Here is a 21,966-nt window from a genome sequence, read left to right on the forward strand (position 1 = left end):
TTTTGGAAGGTTTTTTATTATTAAAGGCGAACTGCGCTAAAAAGTAAAATTAATCGATGCGAACGCATTTCTGCCCGGAGCCAAAATTGGAACATTGTTTCCTCGTACCGACCTGTTTAAATGCTCATAATAGTTTTCATCAAAAATATTGTTGACTCCTGCTGTTATTTTGGCCCCTTTTGTCAGTTGATAAGCCACTTGAACGTTCAATAATGAAAAGGCCGGAGTTTCTGTCTCCCCAAACTCCTGCGATATTCGAGACTGCTGCATGACATGCCTAAATACCAATTCGGGTTGAAGTTTACCATCTGCATAATTACCTATTAAGCTGTACCTTAAATCTAAAGGAGCTATTTCTGGTAGAGGTTCATTACGTTCCAAATCTTTTGCATAGGTATAGGCAATGCCCAATTGATGTTGTAGGCCCACCAACAATTCTTGGTTCCAACTCAATTCAAATCCTGTTTTATAGGCATCCTCTATATTGACAAATTGCCGTACCCCAGGACTCATTGGCAATCTGGGAGATAGGTCATCATCAATAAAAGAAGAAATGAAGTCTTGTAAATACCCAGCAAATACATCAACGTTTATATTCGTATGATCGCTTTTCCATTGAAAAGTTACATCCAGTTGGTTGTTGATCTCTGGATCAAGTTGCGGATTGCCCAACAATTCAAAAGGATCTTGACCTACCGGGAAAAAGTTGATAAAACGTTCGGTAAGCCCTGCACTACGCTGTGCTCGCCCCAACCAAATGCCAAAGGTGACATTCTTGCCCGTATTAGTGGTTGCGCCCAAACTAAAACTCGGATTGAACTGTGAAACCCGGGTATCGCCATTGGCTTGTACAAACTCATCGGCAGCATCATTAATATCTGCTGTATTTAGCTCTAAACGAGTAGAAAAAACCAACAGGGTCTTATTTAGATTCAAGTGGTATTCACCAAACATACTACCCTTGGCAATGTAGCCATCTTGCCACGCATTATCTTCGAACGTACGGCCCGCATTCGGTCCCATCAGAAATTCACGTATTCGTATGCCTTCTGCCCCTTCACGCCTAAAATCTGCACCGGCAAACAGGTTTGATTTCTCAAAGTTCCAGATACCTTCGGTTCTACCTCCAAAATTGTAAGTGGTAGCATTCGTTTGCGCATTTAACATCCTTGGATCTAAAGGTTTTAAAAGATTATCCATTAAATGGTCTACAAATGAACCGAATATGGTGGTATTCCACGAACTCAGGTTTTTTTTATCAAAAGTCATATCATGTCTGGCATTGAATAGCCAAGTATCATCATCTCTCAAATCCATCGGTAAAGCAGGAAAATCAGCATCTCTAGCGACATTGTAAATAACCGAAAATCTGATTTGGTTGCTATCGGTAATTCTAAAGCCCATATTGGTACCAAAACTTCCACGGTTAAAGTCAGCAGCTATGGTCTGACCATTTCCTGCTGTATAATCGTTGCCTTCAGACCAGGAACCAAATAATGAGATATCATGGTTGTCGCCACTAAAACCTAGTTTTCCCTCATTTCTAAATACTGTTCCATTACCTTCATATCCGCTTGAAACCCTACCATATATCTCGTCTTGCTCTGTGAAGCGTAACTTCACGGGCATAAAATTAATGGTCGCCCCAAAACCTGTTCCAAAGCGAAGGGCATGGGGGCCCTTGAACACCTCGATTCTATCTAACATGTTTGGAGCCATTTGGCTTGTAGGCGGATCCATACGATTTGGACAAGCTGCTGTCGCACCCTGTGCACCATCTAGTACAATGTTCAATTGGTCGTATTTAAACCCTCTAAATACGGGGTCAAAACCATAATTGCCCCCTTTTCTAATACTGTTTAACGCTGGGTTCTGGTTGAGTATGGCAGCACCGTCATGTGCCAGTTGTTCTTGATAGCCCATCTTCAATCTGTCATTAGGCTTTTCATTAGGCCTAAGTGCAATCACCGTTACCGGATACAAATTGACCATGACACTTTGCCGGTAAAAAACTTTATCACGGAATAATGTCAAGACCTCTTCGTCATTTAAGGTCCATTTTCCATAATTGATGTGTGAAAAGATTATGGAATTCTCCTCATCATATGAAACTTGAAAGTTTCCATTTCCATCTGTTATTCCATTTTGAATTCCGTATTCAAAAGTTGCCCCTACAATTGGCAGGGTATTATTCTTGTCCAATAATTTAATTGTGCTGGTCTCTTGGGCTACCATAGAAAGGAAGCCCATATAAATTAGGGCGACCAGCCACCCTTTATAATCGCGTGTAGATTTCATAATCGTAATTTGATAGTTCAACTTTTGCACGCTCCATTGTTATCAGCAAAATCGATGGTGCTTGCAGCTATTTGATTCCTAGATTCAGGCGGTTTGGGGAGGTTGAACTAGCTCAAAAACCAAAAGACGCCCATTGAGCGAATTATGGTATAAAAAAGAAGATTTTGTGATAAAGGTGTAATTGTCCATCCTTTTAAGAAGGCTGTCCACTTGGTCGAATGTAATTTGGGGGATTTCCATTTCTTGGGACGTTCCGAACGGATTTTCTTCATTCTGTTCGGTCTCCTTTGCTATCATTACGGCGAGATAACATTTACCATTACATTGAAGCTGGGGTTTATCTTTGTTTTCACAAAGAACATTTGAGATATAATCATAATTAAGTATATATTCCGCAACTGGCCAAAGTGGCTTGACCAACATAAGAATAGCAACAAAACAGATTACCAAACTTTTCATGCGAACAAAAGTACATTACCTTTGAAGGTGGAAATATGATAAATGTCAATATAAAAGACTTACTTATCCTTTATTTCATGATTACCTAGTATTCTTGCAAATAGAAGGATTTATTTTGCATTTTATCCAACAATCTTAATTATGATTGGTAGCATGTCATTTGGGATAACAGCTTAACTTAAAGTAGCTATTGATTTAAGACTTACTTTTGTCTTCTTCGACCAATTTGTCATTCTTCCAGATACCTTGGGTGACCACTTGGTTATCAGCACCATAAAACACACCTTCGCCATTGCGTTTATCATCTTTCCATTGGCCTGTATATTTTTCTCCATTAGGCCAATAATAGGTGCCATATCCGGTGCGTTGGTCATTTATGTAATTCCCTGAGTAGTGTTCGCCATCTGCCCAGTAAAAGTTCCCTTCACCATGGCGTTGGTTATCCTTCCACTCTCCTTCATAGCGGCTCCCCGTATTCAACAAGGCTATACCATAACCATTGGCCTTATTATTTTTCACTTCGCCCACATAATGGAACTGACTACCTTTTTTATTGGTGAACGTTATGTACTCACCAAAAGACTTTCGCTGTAGTTGCCGTTTTATACTCACCAGTTCTACTTTGGTTTTCTCCAAAACAAAGTTCAAGGAATCGTATTGTTTAATTTCTCTGGGGATACTGGAAATTCGAACATTTTGAATGGAATCCAAAGAATCTTTTTCTGTCAAGTCCAATTCAGAAAATTGTTGGCTCCTATTCAAGTTGGATAACTTTTTGGCAATATCGATACGCAGCTGTATTCCAGAAGCTTCTTCTACATCTTTATCCGACAGTTGAGAAGTATACGCATTTATGGCTGAATCGTATTCACCTATTACGAGCAAAGAGTCGATTCGCAGTAACTCGTCATACTCGCTTACTTTTTTAAACATGCCCGATGCCTTATCCTCAGAAGTTTTTAATTCCTTTTTTAAGCTGGTGATCTTAAAAAATCCGTAGGTAGCTATTAACACCATAACTACCAATAAAATCATTCCAATATTTTTTGCCTTATTCATAGCTTATGTATTGTTCTTTGTATTGGATAGTGTTTTAGTCATCTAAGTGAATAGCAGGAAGTTTGTTTTTGACTTTTCTGATATCAGGTGAAAAATAAACATGGAAACGCATGGTCCAACCCTGTTTAAAAATACCTGCATTCTCAATGGTTTGTCCTTGTGAATACATTAATCCGGCAGCCAATGTTAATCTTGGGGTCACAATATAGCCCAAAGTAGTGGTCAAACGTAAATCCTCCATAACACTACCAACTACTTCCTTACCGCTTTGCATGATCAATTCTGCTTCCGGTGAAACGTAAAGTGTCCTTGGCACTAGTTTGTGATTGGTCAAAGGGACTTTTGCCCTGAACATGTAACGCCATCGATTCCTAAAAATATATTCGCTGTTTTCCTCAAAACCTTGGGTCCATCTATGCTCAATCCTGATCCTATGGTATATCATGGCACTGTACAGAGGTTGTGCAAATTGGTATTGATGCCAGATACGCCATTCGGGAACAACATTTCGTTCCGTAGAATCTTCATCAGTATTAAAATTTATGCGCACTACCCCTCCAAGACTAAAATTGACCTTTTTTGAATAAATATATCCGATAGCATGTCGATTATATATTTGACCTATTTGACCAATGAACGGAGTATCTTCGGTTTCTTCAAAGCGAACATGGGTTTGGGCATCCCAAAACAAACGTTTTGATATACGGATATTGCCGTAAGAATTAAACCATACTCTGGTACCTGGGTCCTTAAACTTGGATTCTTCTGGAAGCACTTCACCATCCTGAGCCACCATCGTGGATACAAAACACGACAAGCACAAAGCTGAAAACCAAACTATATTCTTACAATATACCTTCATTTCTCAGTTTTGCCAAGGGATTCTAAATTGAACAACTGTATAATTACCAATGGATCTTGTTCCCTTTTAAGTTTGCGTTCCAACCTTGAGGTATCCTCATCTCGCATTTCCAACATACGCCGGTGCGTATTGTTCAACAATCCGACCAGTTCTTCAACATTGTCACAGTTAAGTTCTGTTTCTACCCTATCCAATATGTGCGGGATCAATACTCTTTGGTATGCAGAGGTAATTCGCTTTTTCACCTCTTCATTCATTATGTTTGCCATAAACGGGTTCCAAATGGCATCTTGATACTTTTCCTCAATAACTTGCATCCTACCAGGTTGCTGTGCCAGTGCTTTGGTCAGCATATCCATAGACTCAAAACAGCGTACTAAATGACGACCAAGCTCCATTTTTTCTTTGGTCTCCTCCATTTTTGAATATCGGGTGAGGTTTTGGTCGGCGGTGGATTTAACTTTTTCAAACGACTTCATGTACTTCAACGGCAATTTATCCGACAAAGAATCTAAATCATTGTTCAATTGATTTACTTGCGCTATTATCCTCTCTTCCAGTGCAATAAACTCTTGTTGCCGTTTATCTTTGGTCAGTTTATCGTTTAAAACCTGCTGAATGGAATCTAGACTCAACGTGGCATAGTGTGCCATTTTATAGATTGACGCTATGTTATTTTGGGTAAAATCGAAGTCCGGCGCTCTTGGCCCTTTGAAGACCTTGTTCTCATTTTCTTGACCGCCAACAATTATTTCGGTGGAAGGTTTTCCATTTGGCCATACATGTTCAATCAATTCGTCAATTGGAACGTATTGAAGAATATTCGATTCATGAAAACCCAAAATATTTTCTAGGGGATCAACAAAGTTTTCAGAAATGGCGACAACAACGGAATGTAGGAATTGGGCATCTTCATCGGCCATTTTCAAAATGGTCAATTGTGTGTTGTTCAATAATGACCCACTTATCAATTTGGACTTCTGGTACAATGTTTTTACGGAATCCATTTGTTTGGATTCTAAAGAATCTATTGGGTAATAAGGAACTTTGACCTTAAACTCCGGATAGAAAGCTGATTCACCTAATTCAGATAAAACACCATCTATCTTGCCATAATAAGCCGCGTTTACCGCAAGTGATTTATTGATAGCACTTTGTGACAAATTAAAAGTGTCTTGAGATTGCTGTACGACATCAAGAATCTTTAGATAGTTATCATCCAAGGTGATGATTTTTTCGTCAAGAACCCTGCTTTGGTAAAGGTTGATTACTTTGTTTTCACCATCTGTATTTAATTCAATCTTCTCTAAACGACCATCTTTAAAGTACCAGCGTTCCACCACGCCGATGTCATCTTCGGAATAAAGTGTCCACTCGTCATGTGCCAATCCGTTGCGCAAAAATCTACCCACCAGTGTTGTACCTTCACTTTCAATACGGAAGCTTTTTTGGGGCACTCCGTTGTTAAATTCAATGGCACTCTTGAACAGTACTTCATCCACCTCAGAGTCTTTGATGCGATTTTTGGTTATGGTCCATGTTCCATCAGGTTTTCCATTGTTCAAAATACCTTCCGCTTCTTCTTGCGTTCCTGTAATGTTCAAAATATATTGATAATCCAATACCTGCGTAATACTATCTGACTGGAATTCGCCGAACTGAAATTTCCAATATCCGTTAGGGTAATTATCTTTAAACACCCCTTTGAACAAGAAAGAATAGTCACTTTTTGCCAATAAAGCGCCGAGGTTCGAACGTTGCAATTGAAACGGGCCGTCCAATACCGTATCGTTTTCCACCATTTTGTATTGAAAGTCCGCCATGCCTTTATACTTTCCAACTTTAAGGCTGTCCTTGTAGGAGATGACCTGACAGTGGGCAATCATGGAGAAAGAAGTAAATACTAGGATAGCTATCCTCCTGACCAGTAAGTTCTTTATTGGATTATTCGACATTTTCCTTTGATGCTATAAAATATACGAACGGGCTAAAGCCTTTAAACATATCATCTATCATAAGCTTATACGTAGGGATTGGAGAAAAAGATTATATTTTTTGTTAAAGGGACATTACTTTTTCCAGTTCTTCAATTTGATATCAATTTTTATAAAAAAAAGAAATTTAGAATGCCTACTTATTGAGATTCTATAAGGTACTTGAAAATAGTATCATAACTACTTGAACACCCCGATTTTGTAAACTCTCGGTCAGTTTTACGACAAAGAACAAAACAGACCCAACATGAGAAATTTATTCTTAGTCTTCCTTTTATACGTATTTGCAAATAGTGTTCATTCACAAGAGATGACAGCTGATGGACTCCACGATATCATAGTAAAACAGGCGGACACGGTGAAAACCAATGGAAACTCATATCATTTCTCGATTAAAAAAGTGGTATTGATTTGTGTTTTTGATGAAAATGCCAATCGGATGCGCATTATTTCCCCTATTGTAAAACGTGAGCGTATTGGGGAAGAAGAGCTGTTGAATGCCATGGTCGCCAATTTCCATTCGGCACTGGATGTAAAATATGCACTGAGCGATGAAATTATCTGGTCTGTTTTTACACATCCACTCAAAGAACTATCGGAGCATCAGGTAGAGGATGCCATTAAACAGGTATATGCCGCGGCGCTTACTTTTGGTGGGTCATATTCAAGTACCGATATGGTTTTCCCGGGAAACACAAAAAAAATAGAGAAACCCAAACCTCAGGTTTTGAAAAAAATCTAAAAACTGTATTCAGGGATTTTCCCTACCACTCCATCAAAAAAATCATGAAATACTTTAAAATCCTCTTGTATTTCCCCGGTAGGGTATATTGCCTCTGAAATCTTCACCTGTTTTTTCCCAAAATCAAATGCAACGGCTACTATTGGAACTTGTGCCATTACTGCTATGTGGTAAAATCCCGTTTTTAGTTCCGAAACTTTTTTACGGGTACCTTCTGGAGCCAAGGCAAATCTAAAAACCTTGCGTTCTTTAAAAATGTTTACGATGCTTTCAACGGTATTGGAACTTTTTGAACGATCAATCGGCGCTCCTCCCGTCCATCTAAAAAACCATCCAAATGGAGGTTTAAAAAGACTTCGTTTACCAATATAATTAATTTCTTCATTGATTACTTTCCGAACCAACAATCCTAAAAAGAAATCCAACCAATGGGTATGGGGAACCACGGCAACAACACATTTATCTACATTGGGAAATTCCCCGATCAGCTTCCAGGCCAAAATTTTAAAATATAAAAACTTATATAGTTTACGCATGGAAGGTGTTTGGTTTGCTTATTAAAAGCAAGACTATATGATAATATGTTCTAGATTTTTTGATAAATAGTTTGTAGACGTTCTGGAGTCATGATTTGTTTCCAGTCCTTACCCAGTGCATTCTCCCATAGCGCCTCCATACCTAGAGAAACATTGATTAAGGTATCAAAATCATTTTGGGTCAAATCTGCACAAACTCCTTGGGGCAGTTTTATATGGTGTTTAGTTAGCATTTGTTTAAAAAGATCTACTCCATCTGGGTAAAATTCTTCGAGATGTTGAAAAACAAGGCAATTCCCTATGCCATGTTTTATTCCTAAAAGATAAGAAAGACCATAGCTCATAGCGTGTGCTACACCTACTTGTGAATATGCAATGCTCATACCTCCATGCCAAGAGGCCATCATAAGTTTATCCCTAGACTCACTTTCCGAAATATCCCCTAAAAATACATCTTTGCAAAGCTCAAGGGCTTTTTCGCCATAGCTCTGGCTAAATGCGTTCAAATATGTACCGTTCAAAGATTCGACACAATGTATAAAGCAATCCATTCCTGTATAAAACCATTGTTCTTTAGGAACGGTTTTCGTCAAATTTGGATCTAAGAGCACCTGGTCATATGTTGTATGATCTGAATTTATTCCAAGTTTTTTTTCTGGTCCCAATAGTACTGTTGTTCTTGAAACTTCAGCCCCTGTTCCACTTATTGTGGGGATTCCAACATGATATATGGAAGGACTGCTAACCAAATCCCAGCCTTGATAGTCTTTGGCCTGTCCCTTGTTATTAAGAAGTATAGCAACCGCTTTTGCTAGGTCTAGAAGTGTGCCCCCTCCTATACCAACAATTCCAGAAGGTAATTCACTGAAACTTTCTCTAATTTCATGTACTAAAGCATCCACTTGCTCTGTTTTAGGTTCCTCTTCTGCAGAAACAAAAATTAACCTGTCGTTGAACATCAATGGCATGCTCATCGCGAGTTCCTTGTTCTCAAAATAATCGTCCACTAAAAAGATGAACGGAGCATTGGAATTTCTTCGTTTGGGCAACAAAATATCTCCTAACTGACTAAAACTGCCTTGTCCAAAAACCACTCTAGGAACCATTGGAAAATTACGGTACGTAGTTCTCTTCTCTAACTTTATTTCGCTTTTCTTCAAATTGTTTTCCGTCTTATACGTTATCCAAATACTTTAAAATTTCTCTAAGGCTGTTCAGTTTTAAGTGGTTGTTTATTTGTTCGGAATCATTTACCATTTCGTGTGCCCATGTTGTATGAAAAGGAATATGAATGGCATTTGCCCCAATATTCAATATAGGTAATACATCTGACTTTAAAGAATTTCCTATCATTAAAAACTCTTTAACATTGATTTCCAAATGCTCCAATAGGTTACTATAATTTTGCTCTTTCTTATCGCTAAGCACCTCTACATGATGAAAATATTTGGAAATACCAGATTTTTCAAGCTTTCTTTCCTGATCCAACAAATCACCTTTGGTGAGTACGATTAATCTATATTTATCCTCCAGTTTGGCCAAAACCTCTTCCACTCCATCCAATAATTCAACAGGATGGGAAATCATCTCTTTCCCTAGATTTAAAATTTTGAAGATTGTTTCTTGTGGTACATTATTATTTGATAAATCCAATGCAGATTCTATCATGGAAAGCATAAAGCCTTTTATACCATAACCATACAGAGGCAAATTGTCCATTTCCATTTTAAAGAGTTCTTGGTCAATTTTGTTTTTGGTCTCATAACCTTCCAACAATTCTGCAAATCGCTCTTCTGTATCCCTAAAATAGGTTTCGTTGACCCACAACGTATCGTCAGCATCAAAACCAATAACCTTTATGTCCTTAAAATCTATTTCCATGCTTTTTTTGCTCGCTCTAAGTCTTCAGGAGTATCAATTTCTATACCAGTTACATGCGTTTCGACCATTTTTATTTTTTTCCCATATTCCAAAAACCGAATTGCCTCTATCTTCTCCTTAGCCTCTAACGGAAGCATGGGCAACCGTTGAAAATCTAGCAAGGCCCTTTTCCTAAAAGCATAAACTCCCTTGTGTTTGTAATAGGTAGCTTCAATAGTTTTATCTCTAGGATATGGAATAGGTGAACGTGAAAAATAAAGCGCAAAATCCTGATTGTCCACGATAACTTTAACCGTATTTGGATTGGAAATTTCGTCCCAATCGGTTATTGGAGTCATTAAGGAAGCTAAGTCGATTTCCTTTTTTTCATCTTGGTGAAATACCTGTATTACTTTCTGTAAGCTTACTTCATCTATGAACGGTTCGTCACCTTGAACATTGACGACAATATCAACATCCAGTTCTGTAACTGCTTCAGCAATTCTATCACTGCCACTTTCGTGCTCATTTACGCTCATAAGTACATGTCCGCCTATGGCCGAAATCGTATCAAAAATTATAGCGCTGTCCGTCACTACATAAACCGCATCAAACAATCCAGTTTGTATGGCAGCTTCATAAGTTCGTACGATTACAGGTTTACCTTCCAGATCTTGCATAAGCTTAGCCGGAAACCTTGAAGCTTGGTACCTAGCGGGTATCATTGAAATTATTTTCACGAGTATTTGTTTAAAATGTGTGAAATCATTTTCTGGGTCTTAGTTTACGATATATCCTGAATATTATGAATAGAATAATAATGACTAGAATTGCTGCAATCGGCGGCACCAAGATTGAAGCGGTTGAGACCGCTACAGCAGTTCCCGTTTCAATTGTTGATATTACGGGATTTGCCACACCTCCTGTTGTAGTACTAGAGGTCACCCTCCCTACAGCATTGGCTCCTTTTATGGCCGTTGCAGTGCCGCCCCCTGCGATAATGGCCAAGGACCATGTTATGACCGGGTCTAAATTTGCCACCGTAGATACCATCACAGCAGTACCTGCAATAGCTGCCAAGGGTACGGCAAGACTATCCAATAGATTATCAACCCAAGGGATGAAATACGCAAAAATCTCTATTATCATTGCAACACCCAACATAATCAATGCGGTTAAACTTCCTATCCATTGCCAATTATCATTAAGTTCCCAAACACCCAGATACGCTGCAAAACTTAAGGCAAAGAGTGGAAGGAATACTCTAAAACCTACAGAAGCGGCTAGGCCTATGCCCAAAAAAATACTTATGATAGTGTCTGGTGACATCCCCATGATTTTGACTAAAATAGGCTATTCTTAGTCAACAAAAAAATCATCTTTAAATCCAATAAGAAATAGTTTTTCTTTAGATCTAGTGACCGCTGTATACAGCCATCGCAAATAATCCTTGTCCACGCCATTGGGCAGATAGGGCTGTTCCACAAAAACAGTGTTCCATTGCCCTCCTTGGGATTTATGACATGTTATGGCGTAAGAGAATTTAACTTGTAGTGCATTAAAATATTTATTGTTTTTTACTCCCATAAACCTCTTGTATTTAGACTTTTCGTGTGCGTAGTCCTGAAGCACTTCTTGATAGAGTCGGTTTCCCTCTTCATAGGAAAGTGATGGGGTTTCTGCATTGATCGTATCCAACAAAAGAACAGTTTCAAAAGGTTTTTGATTGGGATAATCCACCATTTTCACTTTTACTTCGGCAAAGGAAAATCCATACAGTTCTACTATAGAAAATAGTTCCAATATCTCGATAATATCTCCATTGGCGATAAACCCGGCCTCCGAGTTAGGTCTTAACCAAAAATAATTGTTTTTCACCACCATCATAAAATCCCCTACCGCTATCTCATTATCCAGAAAAAGTATGCGTTCCCTTATATTTTGATTGTAGAGATTTGCCCTTTTATTGGAACGAACGATAATCGCGGTTTCCTCTTTCCCATTTTGGTTATAAGCGGTATCGATAGCTTCCTGAATTTCCGTGCCATCGATCAATCTAATGATATCTTTAAAAGGATTTACTTCAAATTTAAATTCTTCAAAAAAAAAGGACTGGAGCTGTTCCCTTAGATTTGTAGCGTTATATAGAATCCCCGAATCACTTGTTTGCCGCATTACCTCATCCAATTCCAAACATTCAACTTCTTTGTTGTAGTTCAATGAAAGTCTTTGTTCTTCCAAAGCGGGGCTCAAGTCTAGTTTTACAGGTGGTAACTGGGCAGTATCACCAATCAATAATAATTTGCAATTGTGACCGGAATAGACATAGAACATTAAATCATCTAGCAACGAGCCATTTTCAAAAAGTTTGGAATCTGCAGGGGTATCGGGAATCATAGAGGCTTCATCCACAATAAAAAGTGTATTAAGATGCTTATTGGGGGCCAAAACAAACTGAATACCTCCTCCAGTCTGTTTCTTTGGAAAGTATATTTTTTTATGAATGGTAAACGCTTTGTTACCTGAATAAACGGACATCACCTTGGCCGCTCTACCAGTGGGCGCCATTAAAACAGCACTCATTTTTACTTTCCAAAGACTGTTTACTATTGTTCCAACTAAAGTTGTCTTTCCCGTACCGGCAAATCCTTTCAATAGAAATACTTCTTCTTGTTTCGTATTCAATACAAATTTTGAAAGTTTTTCTAAAGCAACTTGTTGTTTTATGGTTGGCGCATGCGGAAATTTTTCCAATAGGATGGCTAAAAAAGCGGTAGGCTCAAAATTGTTCATAAGCTTCTAAAGATAGCATGGATTTTTGAAGCAAAAAGTTTCGTGATTAAAAAAAAATTGTAGATTTGTCTGTAACCGCTAAATTAATTCAGAAAGACAGTATTAGTATGTTAAACTTAATCATTATTGTTTTAGTTATATGCCTTTTGACCCTAGGCCTTGTATTCTTAATTGATAGATTTTTACCACAAAAGATAAAGCCAGTTCTTGTGATTCTCTTTGGGCTTTTAAGTATTTTCTTAGGATATCAAATCTATCAATCCATAAATGCACCTATTGAGTTCAATAAGATAAGAAAAGAAAGATTTACGCAAGTAATTGCAAAGCTCAAAGACATTAGAGATTCCCAAGAAGCCTATAGAACGGTGAATGGAAAATTCGCAAAGGATTTTAATAGTCTTATCCAGTTTATTGATACAGGAAGCTACACGATTACCCAACAAAGAGATTCCTCTTTCATGCGTTTTGATAAAACGTATCAAATCGAACTTCAAAAGGATACCGTTATTATAGATACACTCGGACTAGTGAAAGTTAAAGATTCATTGTTTAAAGATGATCTAAGTTATAAGACAATGATGAACGTACCCTATGCTCAAGGAGGCGAGAAATTTGAAATGAAAGCTGATATTATAGACAAACAGGGATTCAAAGCTCCTGTCTTTGAGGCCAAAGTCAAGAAAAATATTATCCTATACGATCAGCCAGAAGATTTGTTAGCAAGAGAAAATGCGCATAAGAGCGTTGAAGAAGTGAACGGTACAGAAATTAAAGTAGGTTCTCTTACGGATGTAAGTTCAAATGGTAACTGGCCTCCAATCTATGATAGAAAAGACAAATAAGATAACAAGTTCAGATACAGACAACACTTTTAAAAAATTGTCCATTCAGGTAGGCCTGAATGGACTTTCTTTTTGTGTTCTAGATACTATTTCCAATACTATATTGGCTTTTGAAAAAATAGATTTTAAAACCTCTTCTACCCCATATTTAATTCTGAAAGAATTAAAATCAGTTTTAAATCAACAAACAAAGCTTAACAAGGATTTTGATGAAGTTGTTGTTATTCATAACAACGCATTGTTCAGCTTGGTTCCAAAAACACTTTTTACTAAAGAAGAACTACCAAATTATCTCAAGTTCAATGCCAAGATAATGGCAAATGACCAAATTGTCTTCGATGAGATCAGTAATCATGACATCGTTAACGTCTATATCCCCTTTACCAATATCAATAATTATGTTTTTGATCTCTTTGGTGAATTCGAATTTAAGCATAGTGGCACAGTTTTGATAACGATGCTTTTAAACCAGACCAGAACTTCTACAGGGCCGACCTGCTATGTTCAGGTTTCCAAAAAAGAAATGGAAATTGCGGTAATCGCTGATAAAAAAATACTTTTCTATAATCATTTCGAATACAAGACCCATGAAGATTTTATTTATTACCTACTCTTTAGTCTAGAACAATTACAATTGAATTTGGAAAATGTACAATTAAAATTATTTGGTCTCGTAGAAGAGGGCGATACCATTTATGAGCTATGCTACAAGTACATAAAAAACGTCTCTGTATTTATCCCAAAAAACAATACTTTTCCAATAGAAAATATAGAGGGCAAAACATTCGATTTCACATTATTAAGTGCCTTATAATGCGCATCATATCTGGTAAATACAAGGGAAAAAGACTTGTGGCACCTAAAAAACTTCCGGTAAGGCCAACTACTGACATGGCTAAAGAAGGACTTTTCAATATATTAAACAATCGTTTTTATTTTGATGAGCTCCAAATCATAGATCTATTTGCTGGTAGTGGAAACATCAGCTTTGAATTTGCATCAAGAGGAGCTAAAAAGATTATTACAGTTGATAGTTACGCAGGGTGTATTCAATACATCTCAAAAACAGCAAAGGAGCTCGATTTTCAAATCACTACATTAAAATCCGATGTCTTTAAGTACTTAGAAAGAACCAAAGAAAAAGCAACACTAATTTTTGCCGATCCTCCTTATAATTTTGAAGATGCAAAGTTTGAGAAAATCATAAACCTGGTTTTCGAAAAAGATTTGCTACTGGAAGATGGTCTTTTGATTATCGAACATTCTGATCAAACTGATTTATCCCAACACGAACATTTCTCGGAAAACAGAAAGTATGGCGGTAGTATTTTTAGTTTTTTTGATTCTAAAAGTTAATATTTTTTTAAGCCCTCAAGGTTAGCAATTATGGAATAGAAACCAAAAGCCAACAAAATCTAGTTTTGTTGGCTTTTGGTTTAAAAAAGCAGGCCATAAGCCGGATTCTGTAAATCTCTTACCCATAAATAGGATTAGGATTCCTTATCATTTATCTAGACTTTCAGTTGCCTAAAAGTTCCAACCGTCTACCCTCCAATTTGGGCGTGCAGCCCTCAAACATTGGTTTACATGACGTTTCACCGCATAGAGTTTACCTGATTTCACTACAGCCTAACTGTACTTGCTTTCTGTTGCACTGGTCCTCACCTTTCGGTGGACGGGCGTTACCCGCTATGCCGCACTATGGTGTCCGGACTTTCCTCCTTGTCCCAAACTTGATTTGGGGCCTCTAAAAAAATGTTGACCAAATTCAAAAAGATGCCGAAACAAGTTCGGCACAAGACGATAAGGTGGCCTGCTGGCCACAAAGGTAAAGTAATTGTTAATAAAAAATAGCTTACTTCCTTAACCTTAGGCCGCTTTGCTAACTGCTATTTTTATATTTGTAGAATACAAAATTTTTCCTGATTTGGAACCCTTTGTAGTATCAGCTCGAAAATATCGTCCCCAAACCTTTAAGGATGTTGTGGGCCAAGAGGCTATTACCAATACGTTGCTAAACGCCATTGATAATAACCATTTGGCGCAGGCGCTTTTGTTCTGTGGACCAAGGGGCGTAGGTAAAACTACGTGCGCCCGTATCCTGGCCAAAAAAATTAATCAGGATGGTACCGAACAGGATGATGAAGACTTTGCCTTCAATATTTTTGAACTGGATGCGGCTTCCAATAATTCCGTAGATGATATCCGAAGTCTTATAGACCAAGTACGCATACCGCCACAGGTTGGAAAATATAAAGTGTATATTATCGATGAGGTGCACATGTTATCCCAATCCGCTTTCAATGCATTTTTGAAAACGTTGGAAGAGCCTCCTAAGCATGCTATTTTTATTCTGGCAACTACCGAAAAACATAAAATTATTCCTACCATACTTTCCCGTTGTCAAATTTTCGATTTTAAGCGAATAACGGTAAAAGATGCAGCTTCATATTTAAAATATATAGCAGAACAGCAAGGAATAGAAGCGGAAGAAAGTGCGCTGCACATTATAGCGCAAAAAGCGGATGGGGCTATGCGAGATGCGCTCTCCATCTTTGATAGAGTGGTCAGTTTTTCTGGAAAACAATTGACTCGAAAAGGAGTCACGGAAAACCTGAATGTTCTCGATTACGACACTTACTTTTCGAGTACCGACCTCATCATTCAAAATAATATTCCAGAGTTACTGATGCTCTTTAACAACACACTCTCACTTGGGTTTGATGGACACCACTATATTACTGGCCTAGCATCACATTTTAGGGATTTAATGGTCTGTCAACATCCCGAAACACTTTCTTTATTAGAAGTTGGGGACGATGTAAAGAACCAATACCAGGAACAATCCAAAAAAGCTTCCAAAGAATTTTTGCTTCAAGCCTTAGAAATAGCGAACGATTGTGATTTAAAGTACAAGACCAGTAAAAATCAACGATTACTTGTAGAATTAACCTTAATGAAATTGGCCTCCATTACTTTTAATGGAGAAAAAAAAAAGTCTGATTTCATAGTTCCAGCTTCATTTTTTACTGCAAAACCAACTGCAAAAGACGATGTTGTCGTTCCACAAGAAGAAAAACCGGAACAGAAAGTTACTGCCAATGAAGTAGCGTCTATAGAACCCATAGCTAAAAATACTGAACAACAGGAGCCTATATTAGAAAAACCTCCTGTTAAAAAAATCCAGTTAAAAAATACCACAAATCGAGTATCGGGATTGTCATTGTCCAGCATTAAGGCCAAAAAGGAACATGAGAACATTAAATCACCTCCAATTGCAGAAGAAGAGCTTCCAAAAGAACCATTCACAGAAGGCGAAATGCAAAAGCACTGGAATGATTTTGTACAACAACTAGAGGATGAAGGTCGAAAAATACTGGCTAGCAACCTTCAAACAGACGTCCCAAAATTAAAAAAAGAACATATTATATGGATTGAGCTTCCAAACGACACCATGAAGAAAGAAGTGGAACGGGAACAAAGTTTAATGCTAAATTATTTAAAGCAAAAACTGAACAACTATTCCATTTCGCTGTATATAACCGTTAATGAAGTCGTAGCGAAGAAATTTGCTTTTACTCCAGAGGAAAAATATCAAAAGTTACGGGAGAAAAACCCTGCTCTAGATATTTTACGTAAAGAATTCGATCTAGATTTTTAACCTTCAATTCTTCATCTGCTCTTCCCAGTAAAACCAAAACGCATTGAACGAAATACTTTTATCTTTGCTAAGTTTCAAATATTTAATAGAATCCAATGCTAGGACTAAAATTACCTACGGACCCAAGATGGGTGAACATTGTTGAAAAAAACATAGAGGAAATCCTTACAGACCACGCTTACTGTGAGCAGAAGGCTGCAAGTATGGCTATATCCCTTATTATCGGTTTTCCAGAGAAATCCGAACTGGTCAAAGAAATGACCGCTCTTGCCAGAGAAGAAATGGGACATTTTAATATGGTTCATGATAAAATCTTGAAACGTGGCTGGGTATTGGGCCGTGAACGTAAAGATGAGTATGTTATAAAACTGATGAAATTCTTTCCAAAAGGTGGTAGTAGGGAAACACATCTGGTTCATAAGCTTTTGTACGCTGCCCTAATCGAAGCCAGAAGCTGCGAGCGCTTCAGGTTACTGTCCGAAGAAATGAACGATACCGATTTGGCGGATTTTTATCAAAAGTTAATGGTGAGTGAAGCCAACCACTACACGATGTTTTTAAAATTTGCCCGTAAATATGGAAATCGGGAAGAAGTGGACAAAAAATGGCAACAACTTTTAGACCACGAAGCAACCTTGATGCAGGACTTGGGCAAAAAGGAAACCATGCACGGTTAACTTAGAACATTATTGGTAATAAAGTGTTTTTATCATACCGTCCGCCAATCCAATTTTAGGAACATTTATTTTTTTGGCCCCGCTCCACTTTGCGGCGGACAAAAATATTTTAGTAGCAGGAATTATCACATCTGCCCTATCTTGATTTAGCCCTAATTCGGAAATTCTGTCATCGTATGCCATACTGTTCAAAAAATGGTATTGAGCATTCAGCCAAATAAAGGACAACGGTTGTCCCATTTTTCTACCTGACATTTTATGGAGCTTATTGATGTTTCCGCCCGAACCAATAATCTCAACCTTGCTCTCTTTATCAAAGTGAGGTATAATCCATGCTTTTGCTTCATCCCATACTGCATCTTTCACCAAATCATTTAAGATTCTTACCGTTCCTATTTTAAATGATTTTGATGCTAACAGGTTCCCTTCTTTAAAAACCGTAAACTCGGTACTTCCTCCGCCTACATCTACATACAAATAGGATTTGTCCTTTTTTATCAAGTCCTTCAAATCTGTAGATGCAATGATCGAGGCCTCCTTCTTTCCGTTGATAATCTCTATTTTGACGCCTGATTCTTTTAGTACTTGCTCCACCACCACTTGACCATTGTTCGCTTCACGCAAAGCAGACGTTGCACAGGCCATATATTTTTCAACTCCATAGACCTGCATCAACAAATCAAAGGATTTCATGGTCTTAATTAATCTAGCTAGATTTCTTTCGGATATCTCACCCACTGTAAAGGAATCTTCGCCCAAGCGTATGGGCACTCGTATCAATTCACTTTTCTTGAAAACTGTTGGTTTTTCACGATGCTCGATTACATTGTGGATGAGCAACCTAATTGCATTGGAACCAATATCGATAGCCGCGAACTTTCGTATTCTCAATTCGGAAATATTAGGATTCTAATTTTTGTTGATAGTAATCGTAAAGGGCAAATTGAGACCTCAATTTTACTTCATCCGCACTGTTTTGTCTATATGCGTTATCGTGCATTTCGGAAAAAATCCTCGCTTTTTGATTGTCTCGCCAAGAAATATCAAAGGTATCCAGTAACTCCTGTTTAATATCCTCATCATATATGGGGCAACCAACTTCTACTCTAAAATCGAGGTTTCTAGTCATCCAATCAGCAGAAGAAATATATATTTTTGGGTTGCCGCCGTTCCCGAAAATAAACAATCTCGGATGTTCCAAGAATTTATCCACAACACTTATGGCCTCAATATTTTCGCTCATGCCTTCTATACCGGGGACCAAACAGCAAACACCTCTTATAATCAGCTGAACTTTTACCCCCGCTCTACTTGCCTCATACAGTTTGTCCACCATTTTATAAGATGTTAAACTATTCATCTTAATTTTTATATAAGCTACTTTCCCTACTATAGCGTTGGCTATTTCGTCATCGATCAGCTTAATAAAAGTAGACTTGGTGTAGTGGGGAGAAACTATTAAATGCTTGTATTTATTGATCTTATAATTTGTTTCAAAAAACTCGAAAACCTTGCCCATTTCTTTAAGAATGCCTTCATGGGCGGTGAACAAGGTATAATCCGTATAGATTTTTGCCGTGGATTCGTTAAAGTTCCCCGTGCTTACAAAACCATACCTTTTGATGCCTGACATCTCCTCTCTTTCCACCAAACAAATCTTACTGTGCACTTTTAGACCGGGTACACCAAAAATTAGTTTGATGCCCTCTGCCTGAAGCTGATTCGCATATTTGATATTCGCTTGCTCGTCAAACCTTGCCTGTAGCTCTATTTGTACCGTAACTTGTTTACCGTTCTTCACGGCATTGACCAAAGCGGATGCTATCTGACTGTCGTTTGCCAAGCGATAGATAGTAATTTTGATTGTCCTGACTTTAGGGTCCAATGCAACTTCCCTAAGAAATTTGGTAACATAGGAAAACGTATGATAAGGGGTGTAAATGAGATAGTCTTTTTGAGCTATCAGTTCCAGTAGACTGCCTTTCATGCTGAACCCTTTTACTGGTAGAGGCTCGATTTTTTCATACATTAGATCATTTCTACCTAAACTGGGAAAACCCATGTAGTCCCTCCTATTATGGTATCTACCTCCCGGAATCACACTATCCGTATCGATAATGTTCATTTTTTCCTTCAGAAACTGGAGCGTATCCTTATCGATACTTTTATCATAAACAAAACGAACGGGATCACTTATTTTTCTATCCTCAACACTAGATGAAATCTTCTCGATAAAGCTCTTCGTCAAATCATTATCGATATCCAGTTCAGCGTCGCGCGTAATCTTGATCATATGCGCCGTAATCGATTTAAACTCGAACATGGTAAAGACACTGTCCAAACAAAACCGGATCAGATCATCTAAAATGATAATGTAATTTTTATCTCCTTGTTTGGGCAATACCACAAAACGATCTATCCCTTTTGGAATTTCAATCAAAGCGTATCTATTATTGCCATGTGCTGCCGCCGTTTCATTATCCAGCATGACCATTTTAACGGCCAAATAAGCTGCTGTATCTTTTAGTAGGGGAAATTCGGTAAGATCATTAAGTATAATGGTCATGAGTTCTTGGTTTACCTTTTTAAAGAAGTATTCCCTTATGAACTCGGCTTGGTTTTCATCTATTTCATTTTCATCTATAATGAAGATATTTTCTTCTTTAAGCTCTTCTTCAATACTGTTCAGGATTTCAAGACTCCTTGCCTGCTGAGCGATTACAATTTTTGTAATCTCTTCCAACAAATCTTTTGCCTTTTCACCTCCCAAAACACTTTTGCCCGTTTTACCAACATCAACAATACGCTTTACAGTGGCATATCTTACTTTAAAAAACTCATCAAGGTTATTACTGAAAATACCCAAGAACCTGAGCCTATCTATCAATGGTACATTTGTATCCGCACTTTCTTGCAGTACCCTGGCATTGAAGTGCAACCAGCTTATTTCCCTATTTACGTATTGATTCTTTGTCTTGATCATGTATTACTTTAAATGTTTTGGAAAAATGACCTGTTCAGTAATTCCTTCTGTTATTTCTTCCCATTTGGAAACGTCAAATTTTATTTGGACCAATCCAGATGTAGGAACATTTTCAAGATACTGATCTCCCCATCTATTTGCAAGTGATGTGAAGGCATAATTATGACCAAAAATAAGCACGGTGCTATGCTTGTTATCCAAAGCTTTTATAAACCGTTGAACACTATTTCCAGAAAAATCATAAATCTCCTCTTTGACCTGAAACTTATCAAAATCAAAATCTAGGTTGCGCAAAAAGACCATGGAAGTGTGCAATGCCCTATTTGCAGGACTGGAATAAGCGAAATCAATATTAAAACCGTTCTTTTTAAACTTTGTAGCAACCAAATGAGCATCATTGATTCCCCGTTCTTTTAATGGTCTATCTTTATCCGAAACCTCATAATCCCATGAGGATTTTCCATGCCTGACCAAGATTATCGTTTTCATATTTTTTAAGGATTTAGGGTTGCAAACGTTCAATTTTCCAATTAAAATCTTCTTGAAGCGTGTATCGTATACGATCGTGCAAACGATTGGGGCGACCTTGCCAAAACTCCAAGGAAACAGGCCTTACCAAATAACCGCCCCAATACGATGGCCTTTCGGGTTGTTTTCCTTCGTACGCTTTCTCCAAATCATGTAGTTTTTTCTCCAATGCTTCTCTTGAGGTTATTATGCTACTTTGATCCGATACAATAGCCCCAAGTTGGCTGCCCATGGGTCTGGATTCAAAATAACCATCCGAAAGGTTTTCCGCTATCTTTTCTGCTTTGCCTTTAATAATTACTTGTCGCTCTAAATTGGGCCAAAAAAACGAAAGGCAAACGGAAGGGTTGTTTTCTATGGCTTTCCCTTTTTCACTCTCATAATTGGTGTAAAAAATGAATCCTTCGTGAGTGTATTTTTTCATGAGTACCACCCTGTTTTTTGGGAATCCATCCACACCAATTGTAGAAACGGTCATAGCATTCACTTCTTCTAAACCATCTGTAGCCTCAACTTCATAAAACCATTTTTGAAACTGCTCCAACGGATTCTCCTTGATGGAATTTTCTGCTAATTCACTTTTTTCGTACGATTTTCGGTAGTTGCTTAAGTCCTTTTGCATCTTTTGTTCTTGTGATACACAAATTTCCACAAAAGAATGCAGACTAAAAA

The 21,966-nt window shown here is 37.8% G+C and carries 21 protein-coding genes and 1 other RNA gene; 6 read left to right on the forward strand and 16 right to left on the reverse strand.

Features of this window, described 5'->3' with window-relative positions; all coding sequences use genetic code 11:
* Positions 1 to 36 precede the first annotated feature (36 nt).
* From KIM67_RS14725 to KIM67_RS14745, 5 genes are all read right to left on the reverse strand, one after another.
* On the reverse strand, positions 37 to 2,298 hold the full coding sequence (locus tag KIM67_RS14725) for a TonB-dependent receptor domain-containing protein (protein ID WP_213832318.1): 2,262 nt from the start codon (positions 2,296 to 2,298) through the stop codon (positions 37 to 39).
* Positions 2,299 to 2,382: 84 nt separating this feature from the next.
* A complete protein-coding gene (locus tag KIM67_RS14730) occupies positions 2,383 to 2,757 on the reverse strand; it encodes a hypothetical protein (RefSeq protein WP_213832319.1) in 375 nt (124 codons plus the stop codon).
* Between the two features lie 195 nt (positions 2,758 to 2,952).
* A complete protein-coding gene (locus tag KIM67_RS14735) occupies positions 2,953 to 3,816 on the reverse strand; it encodes an MORN repeat-containing protein (protein WP_213832320.1) in 864 nt (287 codons plus the stop codon).
* A gap of 34 nt (positions 3,817 to 3,850) precedes the next feature.
* Entirely contained in the window at positions 3,851 to 4,678 is an 828-nt protein-coding gene (locus tag KIM67_RS14740; protein ID WP_213832321.1) for a DUF2490 domain-containing protein, read from the reverse strand.
* Positions 4,675 to 6,564 (reverse strand): hypothetical protein, encoded by a 1,890-nt coding sequence (locus KIM67_RS14745; RefSeq protein ID WP_213832322.1) that lies wholly within the window; start codon positions 6,562 to 6,564, stop codon positions 4,675 to 4,677. The genes KIM67_RS14740 and KIM67_RS14745 overlap by 4 nt, the downstream gene beginning before the upstream one ends.
* Before the next feature lie 355 nt (positions 6,565 to 6,919).
* Here KIM67_RS14745 and KIM67_RS14750 point away from each other — a divergent pair, with 355 nt between their 5' ends.
* Positions 6,920 to 7,414 carry a hypothetical protein gene (locus KIM67_RS14750; RefSeq protein ID WP_213832323.1) on the forward strand — a complete coding sequence of 165 codons (495 nt, stop codon included), beginning with the start codon at positions 6,920 to 6,922 and terminating at the stop codon, positions 7,412 to 7,414.
* Here the strand turns inward: KIM67_RS14750 and KIM67_RS14755 are convergent.
* From KIM67_RS14755 to KIM67_RS14780, 6 genes are all read right to left on the reverse strand, one after another.
* Positions 7,411 to 7,950 (reverse strand): 1-acyl-sn-glycerol-3-phosphate acyltransferase, encoded by a 540-nt coding sequence (locus KIM67_RS14755; protein WP_213832324.1) that lies wholly within the window; start codon positions 7,948 to 7,950, stop codon positions 7,411 to 7,413. The genes KIM67_RS14750 and KIM67_RS14755 overlap by 4 nt on opposite strands.
* A gap of 50 nt (positions 7,951 to 8,000) precedes the next feature.
* A complete protein-coding gene (locus tag KIM67_RS14760; RefSeq protein WP_213832421.1) occupies positions 8,001 to 9,056 on the reverse strand; it encodes an iron-containing alcohol dehydrogenase family protein in 1,056 nt (351 codons plus the stop codon).
* Between the two features lie 67 nt (positions 9,057 to 9,123).
* Complete coding sequence (locus KIM67_RS14765; protein ID WP_213832325.1) at positions 9,124 to 9,831, reverse strand: HAD family hydrolase; 708 nt, start codon at positions 9,829 to 9,831, stop codon at positions 9,124 to 9,126.
* Positions 9,822 to 10,535 carry a 3-deoxy-manno-octulosonate cytidylyltransferase gene (kdsB, locus tag KIM67_RS14770; protein ID WP_213832422.1) on the reverse strand — a complete coding sequence of 238 codons (714 nt, stop codon included), beginning with the start codon at positions 10,533 to 10,535 and terminating at the stop codon, positions 9,822 to 9,824. The genes KIM67_RS14765 and kdsB overlap by 10 nt, the downstream gene beginning before the upstream one ends.
* A gap of 40 nt (positions 10,536 to 10,575) precedes the next feature.
* Entirely contained in the window at positions 10,576 to 11,139 is a 564-nt protein-coding gene (locus KIM67_RS14775) for a DUF4126 domain-containing protein (RefSeq protein WP_213832326.1), read from the reverse strand.
* Positions 11,140 to 11,169: 30 nt separating this feature from the next.
* Positions 11,170 to 12,603 carry an ATP-dependent RecD-like DNA helicase gene (locus tag KIM67_RS14780; protein ID WP_213832327.1) on the reverse strand — a complete coding sequence of 478 codons (1,434 nt, stop codon included), beginning with the start codon at positions 12,601 to 12,603 and terminating at the stop codon, positions 11,170 to 11,172.
* Positions 12,604 to 12,710: 107 nt separating this feature from the next.
* On the opposite strand from KIM67_RS14780, the gene KIM67_RS14785 reads away from it, so the two are divergent.
* From KIM67_RS14785 to rsmD, 3 genes are read left to right on the forward strand one after another with little or no spacing between them, the layout of a single operon-like run.
* Entirely contained in the window at positions 12,711 to 13,445 is a 735-nt protein-coding gene (locus KIM67_RS14785; protein WP_250149278.1) for a hypothetical protein, read from the forward strand.
* Positions 13,426 to 14,259, forward strand: coding sequence for a DUF3822 family protein (locus KIM67_RS14790; RefSeq protein ID WP_250149279.1), 834 nt, complete (start codon positions 13,426 to 13,428; stop codon positions 14,257 to 14,259). Before KIM67_RS14785 ends, KIM67_RS14790 begins: the two co-directional genes overlap by 20 nt.
* Entirely contained in the window at positions 14,259 to 14,801 is a 543-nt protein-coding gene (gene rsmD, locus KIM67_RS14795) for a 16S rRNA (guanine(966)-N(2))-methyltransferase RsmD (RefSeq protein WP_213832329.1), read from the forward strand. The genes KIM67_RS14790 and rsmD overlap by 1 nt, the downstream gene beginning before the upstream one ends.
* Before the next feature lie 81 nt (positions 14,802 to 14,882).
* Here rsmD and rnpB read toward each other — a convergent pair.
* An RNA gene (gene rnpB / locus KIM67_RS14800) (RNase P RNA component class A) lies at positions 14,883 to 15,215 on the reverse strand.
* 157 nt (positions 15,216 to 15,372) lie between these two features.
* On the opposite strand from rnpB, the gene KIM67_RS14805 reads away from it, so the two are divergent.
* Both KIM67_RS14805 and KIM67_RS14810 read left to right on the forward strand, forming a co-directional pair.
* Complete coding sequence (locus KIM67_RS14805) at positions 15,373 to 17,106, forward strand: DNA polymerase III subunit gamma/tau (protein WP_213832330.1); 1,734 nt, start codon at positions 15,373 to 15,375, stop codon at positions 17,104 to 17,106.
* Positions 17,107 to 17,201: 95 nt separating this feature from the next.
* A complete protein-coding gene (locus KIM67_RS14810) occupies positions 17,202 to 17,783 on the forward strand; it encodes a tRNA-(ms[2]io[6]A)-hydroxylase (RefSeq protein ID WP_213832331.1) in 582 nt (193 codons plus the stop codon).
* A gap of 9 nt (positions 17,784 to 17,792) precedes the next feature.
* Here the strand turns inward: KIM67_RS14810 and KIM67_RS14815 are convergent, their stop codons facing one another.
* The 4 genes from KIM67_RS14815 to pdxH are packed head-to-tail and all read right to left on the reverse strand — an operon-like array spanning position 17,793 to position 21,916.
* Positions 17,793 to 18,674, reverse strand: a complete 882-nt coding sequence (locus tag KIM67_RS14815) for a Ppx/GppA phosphatase family protein (RefSeq protein WP_213832332.1) — start codon at positions 18,672 to 18,674, stop codon at positions 17,793 to 17,795.
* 10 nt (positions 18,675 to 18,684) lie between these two features.
* The gene (gene ppk1 / locus KIM67_RS14820) at positions 18,685 to 20,766 is read right to left on the reverse strand and encodes a polyphosphate kinase 1 (protein WP_213832333.1); all 2,082 of its coding nucleotides are present in this window, start codon (positions 20,764 to 20,766) and stop codon (positions 18,685 to 18,687) included.
* Between the two features lie 3 nt (positions 20,767 to 20,769).
* Positions 20,770 to 21,255, reverse strand: a complete 486-nt coding sequence (locus KIM67_RS14825) for a histidine phosphatase family protein (RefSeq protein ID WP_213832334.1) — start codon at positions 21,253 to 21,255, stop codon at positions 20,770 to 20,772.
* Between the two features lie 13 nt (positions 21,256 to 21,268).
* A complete protein-coding gene (gene pdxH / locus KIM67_RS14830) occupies positions 21,269 to 21,916 on the reverse strand; it encodes a pyridoxamine 5'-phosphate oxidase (protein ID WP_213832335.1) in 648 nt (215 codons plus the stop codon).
* Positions 21,917 to 21,966 lie beyond the last annotated feature (50 nt).

The organism is Flagellimonas sp. 389 (assembly GCF_018449435.1).
In the GTDB taxonomy this organism is placed as follows: Bacteria; Bacteroidota; Bacteroidia; order Flavobacteriales; family Flavobacteriaceae; genus Flagellimonas.

Excerpts from the sequence above, each read along its gene's own strand:
- KIM67_RS14725 (WP_213832318.1), bottom strand. The coding sequence starts at position 2,298 with ATGAAATCTACACGCGATTATAAAGGGTGGCTGGTCGCCCTAATTTAT.
- KIM67_RS14730 (WP_213832319.1), bottom strand. The coding sequence starts at position 2,757 with ATGAAAAGTTTGGTAATCTGTTTTGTTGCTATTCTTATGTTGGTCAAG.
- KIM67_RS14735 (WP_213832320.1), bottom strand. The coding sequence starts at position 3,816 with ATGAATAAGGCAAAAAATATTGGAATGATTTTATTGGTAGTTATGGTG.
- KIM67_RS14740 (WP_213832321.1), bottom strand. The coding sequence starts at position 4,678 with ATGAAGGTATATTGTAAGAATATAGTTTGGTTTTCAGCTTTGTGCTTG.
- KIM67_RS14745 (WP_213832322.1), bottom strand. The coding sequence starts at position 6,564 with ATGATTGCCCACTGTCAGGTCATCTCCTACAAGGACAGCCTTAAAGTT.
- KIM67_RS14750 (WP_213832323.1), top strand. The coding sequence starts at position 6,920 with ATGAGAAATTTATTCTTAGTCTTCCTTTTATACGTATTTGCAAATAGT.
- KIM67_RS14755 (WP_213832324.1), bottom strand. The coding sequence starts at position 7,950 with ATGCGTAAACTATATAAGTTTTTATATTTTAAAATTTTGGCCTGGAAG.
- KIM67_RS14760 (WP_213832421.1), bottom strand. The coding sequence starts at position 9,056 with ATGGTTCCTAGAGTGGTTTTTGGACAAGGCAGTTTTAGTCAGTTAGGA.
- KIM67_RS14765 (WP_213832325.1), bottom strand. The coding sequence starts at position 9,831 with ATGGAAATAGATTTTAAGGACATAAAGGTTATTGGTTTTGATGCTGAC.
- kdsB (WP_213832422.1), bottom strand. The coding sequence starts at position 10,535 with ATGATACCCGCTAGGTACCAAGCTTCAAGGTTTCCGGCTAAGCTTATG.
- KIM67_RS14775 (WP_213832326.1), bottom strand. The coding sequence starts at position 11,139 with ATGTCACCAGACACTATCATAAGTATTTTTTTGGGCATAGGCCTAGCC.
- KIM67_RS14780 (WP_213832327.1), bottom strand. The coding sequence starts at position 12,603 with ATGAACAATTTTGAGCCTACCGCTTTTTTAGCCATCCTATTGGAAAAA.
- KIM67_RS14785 (WP_250149278.1), top strand. The coding sequence starts at position 12,711 with ATGTTAAACTTAATCATTATTGTTTTAGTTATATGCCTTTTGACCCTA.
- KIM67_RS14790 (WP_250149279.1), top strand. The coding sequence starts at position 13,426 with ATGATAGAAAAGACAAATAAGATAACAAGTTCAGATACAGACAACACT.
- rsmD (WP_213832329.1), top strand. The coding sequence starts at position 14,259 with ATGCGCATCATATCTGGTAAATACAAGGGAAAAAGACTTGTGGCACCT.
- KIM67_RS14810 (WP_213832331.1), top strand. The coding sequence starts at position 17,202 with ATGCTAGGACTAAAATTACCTACGGACCCAAGATGGGTGAACATTGTT.
- ppk1 (WP_213832333.1), bottom strand. The coding sequence starts at position 20,766 with ATGATCAAGACAAAGAATCAATACGTAAATAGGGAAATAAGCTGGTTG.
- KIM67_RS14825 (WP_213832334.1), bottom strand. The coding sequence starts at position 21,255 with ATGAAAACGATAATCTTGGTCAGGCATGGAAAATCCTCATGGGATTAT.
- pdxH (WP_213832335.1), bottom strand. The coding sequence starts at position 21,916 with ATGCAAAAGGACTTAAGCAACTACCGAAAATCGTACGAAAAAAGTGAA.